Source organism: Rhizobium sp. 01L410 (genome assembly GCF_056400165.1).
Map to the genome: position 1 here is coordinate 171,812 of NZ_JBFTST010000007.1, position 16,043 is coordinate 187,854.

Below are 16,043 nucleotides of genomic sequence, written 5' to 3' on the forward strand. Positions count from 1 at the left end.
AGCCTCGGGAAATTTGGCTGGACCCATTGCGGCCCCAGCGAGCGTCGCAGTCTTTTGCACCCGACCTAAGCTAGGGCGACGATCAACCTCGGCCATGGCAAGAATTGATAAAAGCGTGGCGCTCCAAACGCCTGAAATCAGGAGACCTCTACGGACGCCTCGCCACCATCGGTGCCAAAGACGATCGTCTGCGGCCAGCGCAACAGCGCCTCGGCGCCCGCAGGCGTCAAGGCATAGACGCCCTTCCCCTGCTTTTCGAACCAGCCATAGACATTGCCAAGCAGGATTTTCCCAGCATCCGGTGCCTGCGCCTTCATGTCCCGCGGCCTGACCAGCCCCTGCTGCAGGGCAGCGGCGCAGATCAGCGCCTGCTGGCGATAGGCGGTCATCTGCGGCACACGGGTGCTACCGCCGAGAACAGGATCGCCGCGGCGGCGGTGATGTTCCCTGACCAGCCGCGACCGCCGTTTCGGATTGGTCCGCGGCATCGGCGAGATGGACGAGACGATGACGCCGACCTCTCCGGTATCGGAAACGCCGAGCATGCCGATCCCCAGCCTGCGGCAGAGATCGCGATAGCGCTTGTCCGCCTCGCGCCCGCGCCCCTTGGCCGAAACCCGCGCCGCGATCCAGACTTCGTCGCTCATCGCCGCCCGATCGACCGCCTGCAGGATAAGTTCGAGGTTGAAGCTGAGCTTGAGCTCACAAACGACGACCACGCTTGGATCGCCTTCGCTGAGGCCCACGAGATCGCATCCGCCGATCTCGCCTTTGACGGCATAACCCGCCGCCTCCAGAAAGGCTTTGACCGGCAGATAGAGCGAAGTTTCCATCGGGAAGCGTTATGCCGGATTGAGATCGGCGATCTCGCCATGCCGAATGAGCAGCCGCGGCGACGACATATCGCCGGTCTCGTCATCGACCATCACCGCATAGGCGGCAACGCCGATAAACCGCGCGGCCATCGAGGTCGCGATCTTTTCTGCACTCATGGCATTCGATGCTTGCCGCATCTCGCCCGGCACCAGGTTGCCCCGGTTCTTGCGGTACGGGAGGACGATAAACTTCTCAGCATTGGCCACGACGATATCCTTATTCATCGTTCCTGAAATGTTCTGATTTGGAATGGGAAGTCAACCAGTTACTTCCTCTCCTGGGCGAAAGGCCCCGGGAGGGTTGTGAAGCCGGAGCGAAATACGCAGCAGCCACGGCAGCGGCGTCCACAGGCCGGTCGCAATCCCGGCTTCGCGCAAGCCGGCAGCGGTCCACGTATTGCAGCCGACAAGCGCGTTGAAACGGCCCTGCCCCTCGAAGAAGGCGTCGCCCTGACCATAGGAAAAACCCAGCGGCACAGGCTTTTCATCGCCAACGGTGAAACTCGACGCGATATAGTCCGACAGCCGCGCGAAACCTGCGGCGGACACGTCGATCGGCGTCACATCGGGATGATCAAGCGGAATATCTCCCGCCAGTTGCACATGCATGACGGCACTATCCAGCGTCAGGCTCTTGAACACCGGCATCGGCTTCAGGTCGGCCCAGGTCGGCGTTTCAGTATAGAAAGCGCGCCCTCCCCAGCCGAAGATGATGTAGCGCACATCGGGATTGCCGAGATCGAGACCGGCATCGGCGAGAAAGCTGAAACGCTTGAGAATATCGTGCGTGGCAGGAATCGCGAAATCTGTGTGAATGGGATTGCTGAGAACGAGAATACGGTCGGTGGCACTCGTCGTTTCGGGCGGCGGCGCACGCCAGGGCCTTGGAATCACCATTCCGGCAACGACGGCAATGGCGGCCAGCACGATAATGATCGCCAATCCCTTGAGCAGCTTCACGAGCATGCGATCTTCCGCAGGAGAGATGGGAAATGATCGGCCACCGGATGGCGGCGGCCGATCGGTATCCTTGGCTCAGGCAGCCTTGGTCTTCGCCTTCCGCGCCAGATGCGCCACGACATTCTCGATCATCCGCATCCCGGCATCGCCGCCGAGCGTCATGATTGATTCCGGGTGGAACTGCACCGCGGCGATCGGCTCCTTGGTGTGCTCGATGCCCATGATCGTGCCGTCCTCGCTTTCCGCCGTGATCATGAATTCACGCGGCAGGGTCGAGGGATCGGCGAAGATCGAATGGTAACGGCCGACGGTGACTTCCTTGCCGAGGCCCGAAAACACCAGGCCAGGCTCCAGCACGCGGATGCGTGAAGGCTTGCCGTGCATCGGCAGCGCCAGATGGCGAAGCTCGCCGCCGTAGGCCTCGGCGAGCGCCTGCAGGCCGAGGCAGACGCCGAAGATCGGCAGGTTTCGGGCGCGCGCCTTCTTGATCGTCGCCTTGCAATCGAAATCCTTCGGATTGCCCGGTCCCGGCGAGAGCACGACGAGATCCGGATCCAGCCGGTCGAAGATTTCGTCCGGCACCGGCGTGCGCACGGTCGAGACCGTCGCGCCCGTCTGGCGGAAATAGTTCGCCAGCGTGTGGACGAAGCTGTCTTCGTGGTCGATCAACAGGATATTGACGCCCTTGCCGACGGCAGCGACGTCGCGGCTGACCTTGCCGGAATTGCCGGCCTTGGCATCGCGAATGGCGGAAAGCATGGCGGAGGCCTTCAGTTCGGTTTCGGCTTCTTCTTCCTCGGGGATGGAATCGTTGAGCAAGGTGGCCCCTGCCCTGACTTCGGCGATCCCTTCCTTGATGCGCACGGTGCGCAGCGTCAGCCCCGTGTTCATGTCGCCATTGAAGCCGACCATGCCGATCGCACCGCCGTACCAGGCGCGCGGGCTCTTCTCGTGGCTTTCGATGAAGCGCATTGCCCAGAGTTTTGGCGCACCTGTCACCGTGACCGCCCAGGCGTGGCTGAGGAAGCCGTCGAAGGCATCCATGTCGTCGCGCAGGCGGCCCTCGATGTGATCGACCGTGTGGATCAGACGCGAATACATCTCGATCTGGCGGCGGCCGATGACCTTGACCGAACCCGGCTCGCAGACGCGGCTCTTGTCGTTGCGGTCGACATCCGAGCACATCGTCAGCTCGGATTCGTCCTTCTTGGAGTTCAGCAGCTTCAGGATCTGCTCGCTGTCGGCGATCGGGTCCTCGCCGCGCTTGATGGTACCCGAGATCGGGCAGGTCTCGATGCGGCGGCCGGAAACGCGCACGAACATTTCGGGCGACGCGCCGACGAGATATTCCTGGTTTCCGAGATTGATGAAGAAGGAATAGGGCGACGGATTGATCGCCTTCAACCGCTTGGAAATATCGGATGGCTTGCTCTCGCAGCGCTCCATGAATTTCTGGCCGGGAACGACCTCGAACAGATCACCGCGGCGGAAGCTTTCCTTCGCCTTGGTGACCAGCTCGGCATATTCGCCAGGGCGATGATCGCTCTTCGGCGGAATGGCATCGGTGCGCACGAAAGGCTCCGGTGCGATATCGCCGGCCTTGCCCTCGGTCGTCAGGCCGCCCTTGGCGAAGTCGTAGCGATCGACCCAGGCCTTGGCCGAGTAGTTATCGACGACGAGGATCTCGTCCGGCAGATAGAGAACCATGTCGCGCTGGTCGTCGGCGCGCTTCAGCTTCAGGTCGATCGCATCGAACTGGAAGGCCAGATCGTAGCCAAAGGCGCCGTAAAGCCCGAGGCTGGCATCGGCCTGCGAATAGAAGAGATCGGTGACGGCGCGCAGCACCGTAAACACCGTCGGCATCTTCGAGCGCTCTTCCTCGGTAAACACCCGGTCGGGCAGCTTCACCTTGAGATCGAGCCGGCGGGCGGTGGATGCACCGAGCTCCAGCTCGCGCACGGCCTTCAGGCGTTCGGTCACGAAGCCGAGCAGCACTTCGCCGCGCTCGTTATAGGCTTCGATCCAGACATCGCGGCCGAAGGAGGAAATGCCGAGCGGCGGATCGACGACGGCCGTATCCCAGCGCGTGTAGCGGCCCGGATATTCGTAGTTCGACGAAAACACCGCGCCGCGGCGCTCATCGAGCTTGTCGACATAGGACACCACGGCATCCGCATAGGGAATGGGCCGCCGTTGCCGGGTGACGGTGATGCCACCCTTGGTCTCGTAGATTTCCGCACCATCGTCCCGAAGGATCGTAACCATAGTTCCACTCCGTTATCGGTGCCCGGACGCAAGGCGGCCAGAAAACAAAAAAGCCGCCTCGAAAGTTTCGGGCGGCTCACTCGTCGTCTGAAGACACGATTGGTCGAGGCCGCCTCAGCGAGCCCACCACCAAACTGCAATGTTCTTCGACGTGTTCATGGGCGAAATTGTTAGCGTGAGATGAGGGAGAGCGCAAGAGGCGAATATGGAATGAAAAGGGCGGCCCGAAGGCCGCCCTTGTCGTTGAATCCGTCGATCAGAACTTGGCTTTTGCCGTCAGCATGAACGTACGGCCGCGGCCGGTATCGATCGTGCTGCCTGCGATTGTGCTCGACGCTGGCGTATAAGCCTTGTCGAAGACATTGGTGACGCTGGCGGTGACTTCGAAGCCCTGCTCGAACTTGTAGTTGGCGAACAGGTCGACAAGGCCGTAACCCGGCTTGTAGGGGCTGGCGCCCGCTGCGACGTTGACATCACCGATGTTCGCACGGCTCGCAGCATAGAAGCGCGTACCGACCGTGAGGCGCTGATCTTCGAGGAAGCGTGCGCCAAGCGTCGCCGTGAAGATGTCGTCAGGCAGGTAGGACTGGACGCCAAAACCGTTGATCTGCGATGGCAGGTCGGTGTCCGTGTGGGTGTAGGACAGATCGCCGAAGACGAAACCGGCATCGTAGCCAGCCTGAATTTCGATACCCTGAACCGTCGAAGTACCGGGATTGTTGGTGAAAAATACACCGCCCGTCGGCGTAAACGCGGCCGTTATGTAATTATCGACACGATCATAGAAGTAGTTCGCTTTGAACCGGAAGCTGTCACCGGAATCAAAGAGACCATCGACCTTGATGTTTGCCCCGATTTCCCAGCCTTTCGAGACTTCCGGCTCTAGGAACGGATTTGGGAAGAAGGACATCCGGCCGCCAGGATGCGTACCGCCAACAAATGTCTCGTTGATCGTCGGCGAACGCATCGTTTCGGCATAGGTCACATAGGGCTGGAGCCAATCGGTGGCGTTGACTGCCAGCGTCACACTCGGATCAAGCCGGCCATCGGAGCGATCGACCGAGTACGGTCCTGCAGGCAGCCCAGCAGGATTGCCTGCGGTAACGGCCCCGGAGCCGCTGAGATCGAAATGGTCGTAACGCAGACCGAGCGTCAAATCCGTGATGCCGTACGTAAACGTCGTGCTGTTGAAAACACCGAGCGTGCCATTCTTGCCGTCGCCGTTCACTCCACCCTGCGGCTGCGCCGTGCTGTTCATGACATCATAAGTGTCATGGAAATATTCCACGCCATAGTTCGATGAGACCGAGACATCGCCGAGATCGAATTTCGAGGTGTTCGAGACGTCGAAACCGATACCGGTATCGGTGATCTCGCGTCCGGCCGCAGTTCCTCCACCAGTCGCGTTTGTATCATACGTCATCTTCAGACGATTGTAATAGAAACCGGTCTTGAAATCGATGAGATCGTTGTCGCCGGGCTTGTATTCGTAGGTCGCGCTGAAGGTCTTGTTCTTCAGATTCTGGTAGTAGGAGTTGGCAAAGAAGTCGTTGTCATAGGTCAACCCGCCAATGCGGATGGTGTTTTCGGCGTTCGGCGTGATTTCCGCCTTGAGCAGGCCCGAGATCAGATCCTCTTCGGTAAACGGAACCTCGACGCCATCGCCGTTGTCGAAATTCTTGGGATCGCTTTTGCTGATGCCGCCGACGACGGCAAACACATCATTGAACCGGTAGGCACCGACTGCGGATTCAGACCAGCCCATGCCGTTATCGCCGGTGGTCGCCGAAACGATGCCGCCATAGCTCTTGTCGCCCTGAATAAGATCGTCGACATTGTAGGTCTGGAAATTGACGGAACCGGCAAGCGCACCGCCGCCAACGCCGTTGACCGCCCCGCGCGTGATATCGATGCCAGCCAGGAACGCCGGATCGACGTAGGTGAGGCCCTGCGCCTCATGGCCGGTGAAGCGGAAGTTCTGCCGAACGCCGTCGATCATCATGTTGACACGGCCAGAACCTTCAAAGCCGCGGATGTTGACGGCAACGCCAGGATTCTGCGGATTGTTGGCAGTCGACGTGCCTGGAACGCCACGCAACAGATCGTCCGTTTCCTGCCCCGATTGCAGGTCGATCTGGTCCGCTGTCACAGTGCTGGAAGGACCGGCCTTGTCGTAAGGGTCATTCGCTGCCTTGCGATCGCCCTTGACGATGATGGGAGAAAGGAACGTTTCTCCGTCCTTCGTCTGCTTATCATCCGACTGCTGCCCGGCCGGGGTCGCGCTCTGCGCAAGGCTGATCGACGAATGAGAAATTAGAGCAAGCGCCGTGCAAGCAAGCAGCAGCGAACGCGAATTGCGGACAACCATAAACCAACCCTCTATATGATGAAGTACCGGGCTGGCTGGTCGGTTCGCGGGCGCGATCGAGGGGCTGGCTAGGCGTTTTCAGATTGAGGCGGCCCCAAAAACCGCCTTCTTTTTGCCGCATAAAAAACATGACTATTTATGTCAATATATCATCGGCGGTTATCTTGATAATAATCATCATGTTTTAACGATCCACACAAACGTTGCGAAATTGCAACGAAAACAGCCCGTTTGCGTTGTCCCTCCTGCCGCTAACAGCAACGTGGGATGGGCATGTGAAAATCGCTTCCGCAATTGCCGCCATGAGCCTCACCGTCTTCATGCTCTCGGGCGCCACCCTGCCCCGTAACGGGCCGGTACCGGAACAGAAGCCTGAAGCAGCCGAACCGGCAGCGCCGCAAGACCAGACTCCGCCGGTGCAGACAGCACCCGTTCCCCAGCCCAAACCCGAAGAGGCAAAGCCCGAACAGCCGAAATCCGATGACGGCAAGCCGGCGCCTGCCACGTCAGGCAAACCGGAAGAGACCGCCCCGGAAACGGCCAAACCCGATGCGTCGCAACCCACCGATCAGAAACCGGAGGATGCCAGGCCCGAAACGCCGAAAGCCGAGACGCTGGAAGATCAGCACCTGACGATCGAGCCGGAGAGCGATACCGACCATGCCGATTGCATCAAGGAGCTGCAGAGCCTCGGCGTCGTCTTCAAGGAGATCCCCCGGATCGATGACGGCAACGGCTGCGGCATCGACAAGCCGATCGTGCTGTCGGAAGCGCTCCCCGGCATCAAGGTGAAACCCGAAGCGACGCTGCGCTGCCCGACGGCGCGGGCGCTCGCTCACTGGATGAAGGAAAGCGTCATCCCGGCCGCCGCCGTTGCCGCCAAGGATCAGGGCAAGATCACCACGATCAATCAGGCCTCGGCCTATATCTGCCGCCTGCGCAACAGCGCCGAAACCGGCAAGATCTCCGAACACGCCCGCGGCAACGCCATCGATGTCGCAAGCTTCAGCTTCGAGAAGGGCGAGGACATCGCCGTCAAACCGCGCCGCGAGGATTCAACGCTGACCGGCGCCTTCCAGCGCACGGTCAGCGCTTCCGGCTGTCTCTATTTCTCAACCGTGCTCGATCCGGAAAGCGACGCGGCGCACGAGACGCATTTCCATCTCGATGTTCTCGAGCGCAAGGGCGGATACCGGTATTGCCACTAGCGAAACCCCAGTAGATCAATGACTTGCGATTCCAGCTTGAATCGAAATATCGGCGCATTAAACTTCCATCACAGGAACGCACAAAAGAGCTCCGATGACGCTACTCAGCTTTCAAGTCGATCAATCCACGATATCCCGCCTCGACCGCCTCGCCGAGCGCCGAAAACTGTCGCCGGAAGAAGTCGCTACTCTCGCTATCGAAGAGTTCGTCGAGCGCGAGGAATGGCAGATCTCCGAGATAGAAGCAGCCGTCAGAGACGCAGACAAAGGTGACTTCGCAAGCGCCGACGAGGTCGACGCCGTCCTTTCCAAATATACGGCGCCGCCCACCAAACGATGAAGCGCAAGCTGCTTTGGACCCGCCGGGCGCTCGCCCGCCTCGACCAGATTGGCACCTATATCGCGAAGCATAATCCGGCCGCCGCGGCCGGGTCGTCCACCGGCTGTCCTCAATAGCTGAAACGCTTCAAACCCGCCCTCTCCTCGGTCGCGAAGGGCGCGTTTCTGGAACCAGAGAGATGGCGCTGAGCGACATCCCCTACATCATCGCGTACCGGGTGACGGAAACGAACTTGGAAATCCTGACCATCCTGCACACTCCCAGCGCTGGCCCGACAAGCTCTAGCCTCAGAATAACCCCTCAATATACCCCTGCTCGTTCAGGAATATCCGCTCCGCCGATGGCGACCTAGGCAGACCCGGCATGGTCATGATCTCACCGGTGATGACGACGACGAAGCCGGCGCCGGCCGAGAGGCGCACTTCGCGCACCGGCACGATATGGCCTTCCGGCGCGCCGCGCAGATTGGGGTCGGTCGAGAAGGAATATTGCGTCTTCGCCATGCAGACCGGAAGCTTGCCGTAGCCCTGCTCTTCCCAGGCGATGAGCTGATCTCGCACCGCTTTGTCGGCGGTCACTTCGCCGGCGTGGTAGATCTTCGAGGCGACGATCTCGATCTTTTCCAGCAATGGCAGGTCGTCGCCATAAAGCGGCTGGAACTTTGCCTGACCGGAATCGGCAAGTTCGACGACTTTGTGGGCAAGCTCCTCGATCCCGGCGGACCCCTCGGCCCAGTGGCGGCAGAGGATGGCTTCGCCGCCGAGACGCGCCACATATTCCTTCACAGCGGCGATTTCGGCATCAGTATCCGAGACGAAATGGTTAATGGCAACCACGACAGGCACGCCGAACTTGCGGACGTTCGACACATGCCGGCCGAGATTGGCGCAGCCCTTGACGAGGGCGGCGACATTCTCTGCGCCGAGGTCTTCCTTCTTCACGCCACCATTCATCTTTAGCGCCCGGACGGTAGCGACGATAACCGCAGCATCAGGCTTCAGCCCGGCCTTGCGGCATTTGATGTCAAAGAACTTCTCAGCACCCAGATCGGCGCCGAAGCCTGCTTCAGTGACGACATAGTCGCCAAGCTTCAGCGCTGTCTTCGTCGCCGTCACCGAGTTGCAGCCATGGGCGATATTGGCGAAGGGGCCGCCATGCACGAAGGCCGGATTGTTTTCCAGCGTCTGCACCAGGTTCGGCTGCATTGCGTCCTTCAACAGGACGGCCATCGCGCCATCCGCCTTCAGGTCACGGGCATAGACGGGCGTCTTGTCGCGCCGGTAGGCGACGATGATGTTGCCAAGGCGCTTTTCCAGGTCCTTCAGATCGGAAGCCAGGCAGAGGATCGCCATGACCTCGGAGGCAACGGTGATGTCGAAGCCGCCCTCGCGCGGAAAGCCGTTGGCAACGCCGCCGAGCGAACTCACCATTGAGCGCAGCGCCCGGTCGTTCATATCCATCACCCGCCGCCAGGTGATGCGGCGAATGTCGATATCGAGCTCGTTGCCCCAGTAGATATGATTGTCGATCATCGCCGCCAGCAGATTATGCGCCGAGGTGATCGCGTGGAAATCGCCGGTGAAGTGCAGATTGATGTCTTCCATCGGCACAACTTGCGCATAACCGCCACCGGCAGCCCCGCCCTTGACGCCGAAGCAGGGGCCGAGCGAGGCCTCGCGGATGCAGACAATTGCCTTCTTGCCGATGCGGTTCAGCCCGTCGCCGAGGCCGACCGTAGTCGTCGTCTTCCCCTCGCCCGCCGGGGTCGGGTTGATCGCCGTGACGAGGATCAGCTTGCCGTCCTTCTTGTCCGCCTGAGCAGCGATGAAACTGGCGCTGATCTTCGCCTTGTCGTGGCCATAGGGCACCAGATCCTGCTCCGGAATGCCAAGCTTGGCGCCGATCTCGAAGATCGGCTTCTTCTTGGCCGCGCGGGCGATTTCGATGTCGGATTTGATAGCCACGGGGTAGTCCTCGGAGTTTGTGTTATTGTCCGACCATGCCGCCATCGCCGCGTCGGAAACAAGACCCCGCATGCCGCTTTTCACGCCGTTCCACGACAAACCGCGCCATCGGCCGGGATGAAATCCGCCGTCAAGGCTTGCTGCAACTTGCATGGATGGGCTATGCCCCCTCTATCGTTTCAGCGTGCGGGGGCACCTAAAGATGAAATCACTTGAGCTGCTCGTGGAGCGCATCATCCTGTCGAGCCGCTGGCTGCTCGTCGTGTTCTATCTCGGTCTCGTCGCGGCCCTTGCCGTCTATGCGATCTCCTTCGGCTACAAATTCCTGAAGGTCGCAAGCGCCGTCTTCACACTTGGCGAAGACGAGATGATCCTCGCCATGCTCGGTCTCATCGATGCAGCCCTGGTCGCCAGCTTGATCGTCATGGTGATGATCTCGGGCTACGAGAATTTCGTCAGCCGCTTCGACGAGGCGGACGGCGAAAAGGAGCACGAAGTGTCCTTCCTCGGCAAGCTCGATTCCGGCAGCCTGAAGATCAAGGTCGCTTCGTCGATCGTGGCAATCTCGTCGATCCACCTATTGCAGGTGTTTCTCAATGTCGATCAGTATGAAGACGGCAAGATCATGTGGCTGACGCTGATCCACATCGCCTTCGTCGTCTCCGCGCTCATGCTCGGCTTCCTGGAAAAGCTGATGAGCTCGACCAAGAAGAACGATCTCAAGGACAAGGACTAACCGCCGGGAGCAGCCGGTGCCGGTTGTGATTCCGCGGGCGTTCCAGTCGCCGGCTGCGGTTCCCCGTGGCGGTGGCAGCGGGCGCCGGCCGGATCGTCCGCCTGGCAGAGCCGGATTCCCGGGCTCTCGTTCGAGGCAAGCATGTCGGTGATCAGCCCCAGCTTCAAAGCCTCCGATGTCGGCAGAAGCCGCAGCGTCTGCGGCGCCGCGCTCATCATCAGTGCGATGATATCCTGGCTGACGCCCATTTCCTTCAGATAGGCGGAAAGTGCAGCCGCGGCCTTCTTCCCGAGCTTGGTCGATTTCGTCTCGCCCTCGCTCCTGCGGCCGATCTCGGTGCGGGAAACCTCGTGTTTCCGGCCGTTCACCATCCGGTATTCGATGCGGTAGGACACCCGGATTTTATCATAGATCGTGGTGATCTGATGGACGCCGATATAGGCCCATTGCGACGCAACCCGCGACGTCCCACCGGCAAGTGCGATCGGACAGGCCGAAAGACAATAGGCGCCGCCGGAATACGTGAGGCCGACAGCCGTGCCGTCCTTGGCGATCGCCGCCTTGCAGCGCATGTCGGCAATTGGACAATCCTTGAGCCGCGTGCCGCCGACTGCCGTTTCCAGACCATTGTTGCGGATCATCCGGCCCATCGCATAGGCGGCATCCACCTCCCCGCCTTCCGACCGAAAGACGATCGGCAGCTTGCGCCCGTTCAGCTGCTTCAGAATTTTCTTCAGCCGCAGCGGTGTGTCGCGCGTGATCCGGCCTTCTGCCGATACCCACTCGGCGCAATCCGCCAGGCAATCGGCGCTGCGGACGAGAATGAAACTCATGGAAGGAGGCTGGTTCCGCTTGGGTTTGGCAGCCCACGCATCGGAACCGGAGAGAGAAGGCAATCGGAAACAGAAAATCAGCGAAAGAATGACGAAATATTTGACGGCGAGAATGGTGGCACAGCGCACGAGCGGTCGTCCCGTTTGGATCGCCTGACGCTAGCAATAGCGACCCGAAGCAGCAAGCGCCGCGGCCGCACGTTATGCTAAAGTGAAACCGTATTCATCGCTTCAAAGGCAGCCTTTTAGGAATTTAAGTCTACCGTCGACCAACTTCTGAGGTGATTCTTCTCCTCCCGGCACGGGAGAAATCCACAGCTTCGTAGTAATGGAAGAAGTAAAATAGCCGCGATCACTACCTGCATAATACATTATGCAACCAATGGGTGCGTATGTGTGATTAATTTTTAACACTATAAATTAATCAGCATGGCCGATGCGAATTGTGGCTAGCATCCCGTGGAGTTTTACGTATGTGTTAGCGGTAACATTCGAGTGATCGGGGCGCATAATGTCATACATGACTACCTCTGAACGGCAATCGCTGCTGACAGGAGAGCTGGCTGCTGCCCGCACGCGTGTATTGTTCGTTCACGCACTGCACAGGGTGGCCGGCGCATTCGGCCTGTCGCAGACGACGCTCCTGCACACACCGTCCGCCGAAGACCTGCTGTTGAAGTCGCTGATCATCGAAAGCTCGCTGCCCGCCTCCTATATCCGCGAATTCGACCGGGCGCATATGCTGCGCAGCTGTCCCTTCACGGCAAAGCTTCGTGAATCAGCCGTTCCGCAGCAATGGAATCTGGCGGAAACCCTGCAAGGGCTCAACTTTCCGGCCGAGCTGCGTAACCTCATGATGCATTACGCCATGCCGACGGGCATCACCTTCCCGATCAACGCACTCGATGGAAACCGGCTGGTCTTTTGGTTCGGTGGCGAGCGTGCGCCCTTCGCCCAGAACGAGGTCAACGAGCTGGCGATGATAATGCTGCATGCGCTGGACGCCTACAACACCGTGCGCCGCAACGAGGACAGCGCCTACAATGCCCTGTCGGCCCGCGAGCTTGAGGTCGTGCGCTGGACGGCGCAGGGCAAGACCTCGGTCGAGATCGGCCAAATCCTGGCGCTCTCCGACCATACCGTGAACGCCTACATGACCAATGCGATCAAAAAACTCGCTTGCGTGAACAGAACGCAGTTGGTAGCTAAGGCCATACGCTTGAAGCTGATCAGCTGAGAAATCAGAAGAGAATCAGTGCGCAAACCTCATGGGAGGGAACGTGCCTCTTCGATTTGAACAGCCCGCCAACGGCAAAGAAAAGCAGACGCGCGACCATATCGGCATCTCTGATCTCGAGATCGTCCAGATGGTTGCAGCTTACCGAAATTTCGGATTCTGGCGCATCGAAGTGGAATCGGGACATTTCTTCGCCAGCGAAGATGTCTTCGCGATTTTCCGCATGACCTTCACCTCTGGCCCTGCCAATCTGGTCGAGCTGCTCTCGCGTATTCATCCCGAGGACCGGGTTCTGATCACCGAAACCTTCGAGCAGGCGAGCCTGCACAAGACGGGCTTCCACTTTTCCTATCGCGTCGATAACGGGCTTGGCGGCTACAAGACGGTCCGCTCCGTCGGAAAATTCCGCAACAACGAGATCGTCGGCATTACCTACGAATTCGTCGAACAGCTCCGCGTCGTCGGCTTCGAGGATAACGGCGCCTGAGCCGGCCGCATCAGCGGCCGAGCACGGCGCGCATCTCGACGATATTCGAGCGCACCCTCAGCATGTAGAAGCCCATCGTCGCAAGGTGGCTCGGCATGATCCAGCCGTCTTCGCGTCCATTGGAAATGATCGCCGGCTGGATGCGCAGCGCCGCCTGGAACTGCTTGGTGGTGCCGCTGAACAGCGCCCCTAGATTGCGCTCGGCCACCACCTGCGAAAAGTCGGATCGGGCTGCCGTCAGGATCGCGTAATAGCCATACAGCTGGCCATAGGCGAACCAGAAGCGGTCGTCCGCCCGGGTGTCGAACCAGCCGAAATTGTGGTTCTCCGAACGCTCCGCCAGAATGTCGGACGTACCGCCGAGATCGTTGGCGATGCGATCGATAAACTGCAGCAGGTTGTCGGCGCGGCCGTCGAACACGGCATTGCAATTCGAAAGATCGGTGTTGAACTTCCGCAGGCTCTCGATTGCCGAACGATAGTAGCTCGGCGTCGGCGTCTTCGGGCCGAACGGGTTCATGCCGAAATACCAGCTGTACTCGTCATATTGAAGATTGCCGCGGGCACTCTGCAGGTCGCCGTTGATCCCCGAGGTGCCGCGAACGCGCCCCAGCGTATCGACGAGTTCGGCCGACGTGCGGCGAACCGCCTGGTTGATGCCGCGCTGGAAGGACGCCTTGTTGTCGAGGAACGGCGTGTGATCCCAGTCGATGCCGAAGAAGCCCATGCGATAGAGCAGCATGGAGGAGATCCAGGCATTCTGGTTAACGTTGGAATCGATCAGATCGGCGGTGACGTCGACGATCGCAGAACGCTGGCAGGTCTTGGCAGGCGCCGGCGATGCCGCCGAAGCTGTGCCGGCATCGGCAACCGGAATTTCCTGCCCGGCAGCGACCTTGCGCTCCGAGAAGCGGTACTGATCGACGAAATTCGGATTGAAGCCCGACCAGACCTGCGTTTGCCAGAAGAAATAGCCGTAGAGCACCGCAAACAGCGCGACGACAGCGATGACAGGTAAACGGATCATCCAGCTGCGCCGCTGATACCAGCCATGTGCGGCCATGAACGGCCAGAGGATGCCGGCAGCCAGAACGCCGAACCAGCGGCCGATGGCGCTTCCGATAGACCTGAAGAAACCGGTAATCCGGTCGAGCATTGCCATCTCCCCTTGCGCAGAATTTCCTCATCCACATAAGTGCTTGCCGAAGCGAGCACAACAAGAGCACGAGATTTTTGCCGTCCCCTGAGGCGCTACCGGCTGGGCGGCGGCTCCGGCCGTTCGGATTTCTATAAGCAAATCCTCATGGTACAATGCCGCGCTTGGCGTCGTCCGCCGTGGGCCCGCCTGCCGGGAGGTTGTGTGATGAGCGAAGTCGACGTGCTGTTCGCCACCCTGAGACATGCGGCCGGCCAGCAGACGGCCGACTGCATCGAGAATGCGGTCAGGAACGGCTCGGATCGCGATCTCAACCGCATCAACGCGCTCGCCTTCGCCAAGGCGCATGATCTCGACGAGGAGAAGACGATCGCGGGCTTTCTGCATGCGGCCCGGATCGGCGCCTTCGAAATGACCTGGAACGTGCTCTGCCCCGGCTGCGGCGGCGTCCTCGACACCGGCACGACGCTGAAGGCTGTCGATCGCGACAGCTATCATTGCGCGCTCTGCGCCGCCGGTTACGAGCCTACCCTCGACGAGATGGTCGAGGTCACGTTCACCGTCAGCCCACGCGTGCGCCGGATCGCCGCCCACGAGCCCGACCGGCTGCCGGCGCTCGAATATTACCGCCAGGTGTTCTTCAGCACCGGCGTCGACCTTCCCGATGATCTCGGAGAGCGGTTCGGCCGCATCCTCCTGGAAATGATTGAGCTGGATCCCGGTGAAAAGGCCTTCGTCTCGGTGCAGCTGCCACCGCAATTCATCATCATCTTCGACGCCGTGACGCATTCGGCGCAGTTCATCGACGTCCAGGGCGAGCCGACAGGCGAGCGCCAGAACCTGTCGATGGTCATCAGCCGCAGCCATACGCCGAACGAGACCGAGACCCTGCGCCCCGGTCTGCTGCGGCTGACGCTCGAAAACCACACCGACCGCCGCGTGCTACCGAATGTCTGCATCGCCGGCGACGACCTGCACGATATCCTCGGCCGCAGGCGGCCATTCCTGACCGCCAAACGTCTGCTGACCAACCAGAGTTTCAGGGATATCTACCGGACCGATACGCTCGACGTCGACCAGCGCCTGAGGATCACCAGCCTGACATTCCTGTTCACGGACCTCAGAGGCTCGACGGCACTTTACGAGCGTGTCGGCGATCTGGCCGCCTTCGATCTGGTGCGCGCTCATTTCCGGGTACTGCACGAAATCGTTGCCACCGAGGCAGGCGCGGTCGTCAAGACCATCGGCGATGCCGTGATGGCGACCTTCCCGAGCCCCGACCGCGCCGTCACAGCAGCCCTGCGAATGCGCGAAGCGATGCTCCGCCTGAATACCGAACGCGGCAGCGAAGATTTGCTGCTCAAGATCGGCATCCACGAAGGCCCCTGCCTCGCCGTCAGCCTCAACGACCGGCAGGATTACTTCGGCCAGACCGTCAACATCGCCTCTCGCGTCCAGAACCTTGCCGATCCTCACGTGATCCTGACGACTGAAGCAATTGTCGGAAACGAACGGGTCTGTGAAATCCTGCGCGACAGCGGCATCACCTCAGTCTCCCGCATGGAGGAGCTGCACGGCATTTCCAGAGAGGTGAAGATTTTCGCGCTGCCGTGA

The 16,043-nt window shown here is 60.3% G+C and carries 14 protein-coding genes and 1 pseudogene; 7 read left to right on the plus strand and 8 right to left on the minus strand.

Annotated elements, in window-relative coordinates:
• Positions 1-137: 137 nt before the first annotated feature.
• The 5 genes from AC1DV9_RS17120 to AC1DV9_RS17140 form a co-directional block, all read right to left on the minus strand.
• Positions 138-833: a DUF2161 domain-containing phosphodiesterase gene (locus AC1DV9_RS17120; protein WP_477949298.1), complete on the minus strand. Its 696-nt coding sequence runs from the start codon at positions 831-833 to the stop codon at positions 138-140.
• Between the two features lie 9 nt (positions 834-842).
• Positions 843-1,082 carry a hypothetical protein gene (locus AC1DV9_RS17125; protein ID WP_112386207.1) on the minus strand — a complete coding sequence of 80 codons (240 nt, stop codon included), beginning with the start codon at positions 1,080-1,082 and terminating at the stop codon, positions 843-845.
• A 51-nt stretch (positions 1,083-1,133) separates the two neighbouring features.
• Entirely contained in the window at positions 1,134-1,841 is a 708-nt protein-coding gene (locus AC1DV9_RS17130) for a TIGR02117 family protein (protein ID WP_477949299.1), read from the minus strand.
• Between the two features lie 69 nt (positions 1,842-1,910).
• Positions 1,911-4,100, minus strand: coding sequence for an anthranilate synthase (locus AC1DV9_RS17135; RefSeq protein ID WP_477949301.1), 2,190 nt, complete (start codon positions 4,098-4,100; stop codon positions 1,911-1,913).
• A gap of 256 nt (positions 4,101-4,356) precedes the next feature.
• Positions 4,357-6,468 carry a TonB-dependent receptor domain-containing protein gene (locus AC1DV9_RS17140; protein WP_477949303.1) on the minus strand — a complete coding sequence of 704 codons (2,112 nt, stop codon included), beginning with the start codon at positions 6,466-6,468 and terminating at the stop codon, positions 4,357-4,359.
• 275 nt (positions 6,469-6,743) lie between these two features.
• On the opposite strand from AC1DV9_RS17140, the gene AC1DV9_RS17145 reads away from it, so the two are divergent.
• The 3 genes from AC1DV9_RS17145 (at position 6,744) to AC1DV9_RS17155 (ending at position 8,368) form a co-directional block, all read left to right on the plus strand.
• A complete protein-coding gene (locus AC1DV9_RS17145; RefSeq protein WP_442207805.1) occupies positions 6,744-7,676 on the plus strand; it encodes an extensin-like domain-containing protein in 933 nt (310 codons plus the stop codon).
• Positions 7,677-7,770: 94 nt separating this feature from the next.
• Positions 7,771-8,016 (plus strand): CopG family ribbon-helix-helix protein, encoded by a 246-nt coding sequence (locus AC1DV9_RS17150; protein ID WP_477949305.1) that lies wholly within the window; start codon positions 7,771-7,773, stop codon positions 8,014-8,016.
• Between the two features lie 112 nt (positions 8,017-8,128).
• A complete protein-coding gene (locus tag AC1DV9_RS17155; protein WP_477949515.1) occupies positions 8,129-8,368 on the plus strand; it encodes a type II toxin-antitoxin system RelE/ParE family toxin in 240 nt (79 codons plus the stop codon).
• On the opposite strand, the gene AC1DV9_RS17160 is transcribed toward AC1DV9_RS17155, so the two are convergent.
• Entirely contained in the window at positions 8,304-10,025 is a 1,722-nt protein-coding gene (locus AC1DV9_RS17160) for a formate--tetrahydrofolate ligase (RefSeq protein ID WP_477949517.1), read from the minus strand. The two genes, AC1DV9_RS17155 and AC1DV9_RS17160, sit on opposite strands and share 65 nt — an antisense overlap.
• A 157-nt stretch (positions 10,026-10,182) precedes the next feature.
• On the opposite strand from AC1DV9_RS17160, the gene AC1DV9_RS17165 reads away from it, so the two are divergent.
• Positions 10,183-10,716 (plus strand): TIGR00645 family protein, encoded by a 534-nt coding sequence (locus AC1DV9_RS17165; protein WP_112444202.1) that lies wholly within the window; start codon positions 10,183-10,185, stop codon positions 10,714-10,716.
• Between the two features lie 8 nt (positions 10,717-10,724).
• Here AC1DV9_RS17165 and AC1DV9_RS17170 read toward each other — a convergent pair.
• Positions 10,725-11,678 (minus strand): annotated as a pseudogene (locus AC1DV9_RS17170) (COG3904 family protein); the annotation flags it as partial.
• A gap of 382 nt (positions 11,679-12,060) precedes the next feature.
• On the opposite strand from AC1DV9_RS17170, the gene AC1DV9_RS17175 reads away from it, so the two are divergent.
• Both AC1DV9_RS17175 and AC1DV9_RS17180 read left to right on the plus strand, forming a co-directional pair.
• On the plus strand, positions 12,061-12,786 hold the full coding sequence (locus AC1DV9_RS17175) for a helix-turn-helix transcriptional regulator (protein WP_477949307.1): 726 nt from the start codon (positions 12,061-12,063) through the stop codon (positions 12,784-12,786).
• Positions 12,787-12,829: 43 nt separating this feature from the next.
• Positions 12,830-13,273, plus strand: coding sequence for a PAS domain-containing protein (locus AC1DV9_RS17180; RefSeq protein ID WP_112386336.1), 444 nt, complete (start codon positions 12,830-12,832; stop codon positions 13,271-13,273).
• Between the two features lie 10 nt (positions 13,274-13,283).
• Here AC1DV9_RS17180 and AC1DV9_RS17185 read toward each other — a convergent pair whose 3' ends face one another.
• The gene (locus AC1DV9_RS17185; RefSeq protein ID WP_477949308.1) at positions 13,284-14,429 is read right to left on the minus strand and encodes a DUF2333 family protein; all 1,146 of its coding nucleotides are present in this window, start codon (positions 14,427-14,429) and stop codon (positions 13,284-13,286) included.
• 207 nt (positions 14,430-14,636) lie between these two features.
• On the opposite strand from AC1DV9_RS17185, the gene AC1DV9_RS17190 reads away from it, so the two are divergent.
• Complete coding sequence (locus tag AC1DV9_RS17190) at positions 14,637-16,043, plus strand: DUF5939 domain-containing protein (protein ID WP_477949309.1); 1,407 nt, start codon at positions 14,637-14,639, stop codon at positions 16,041-16,043.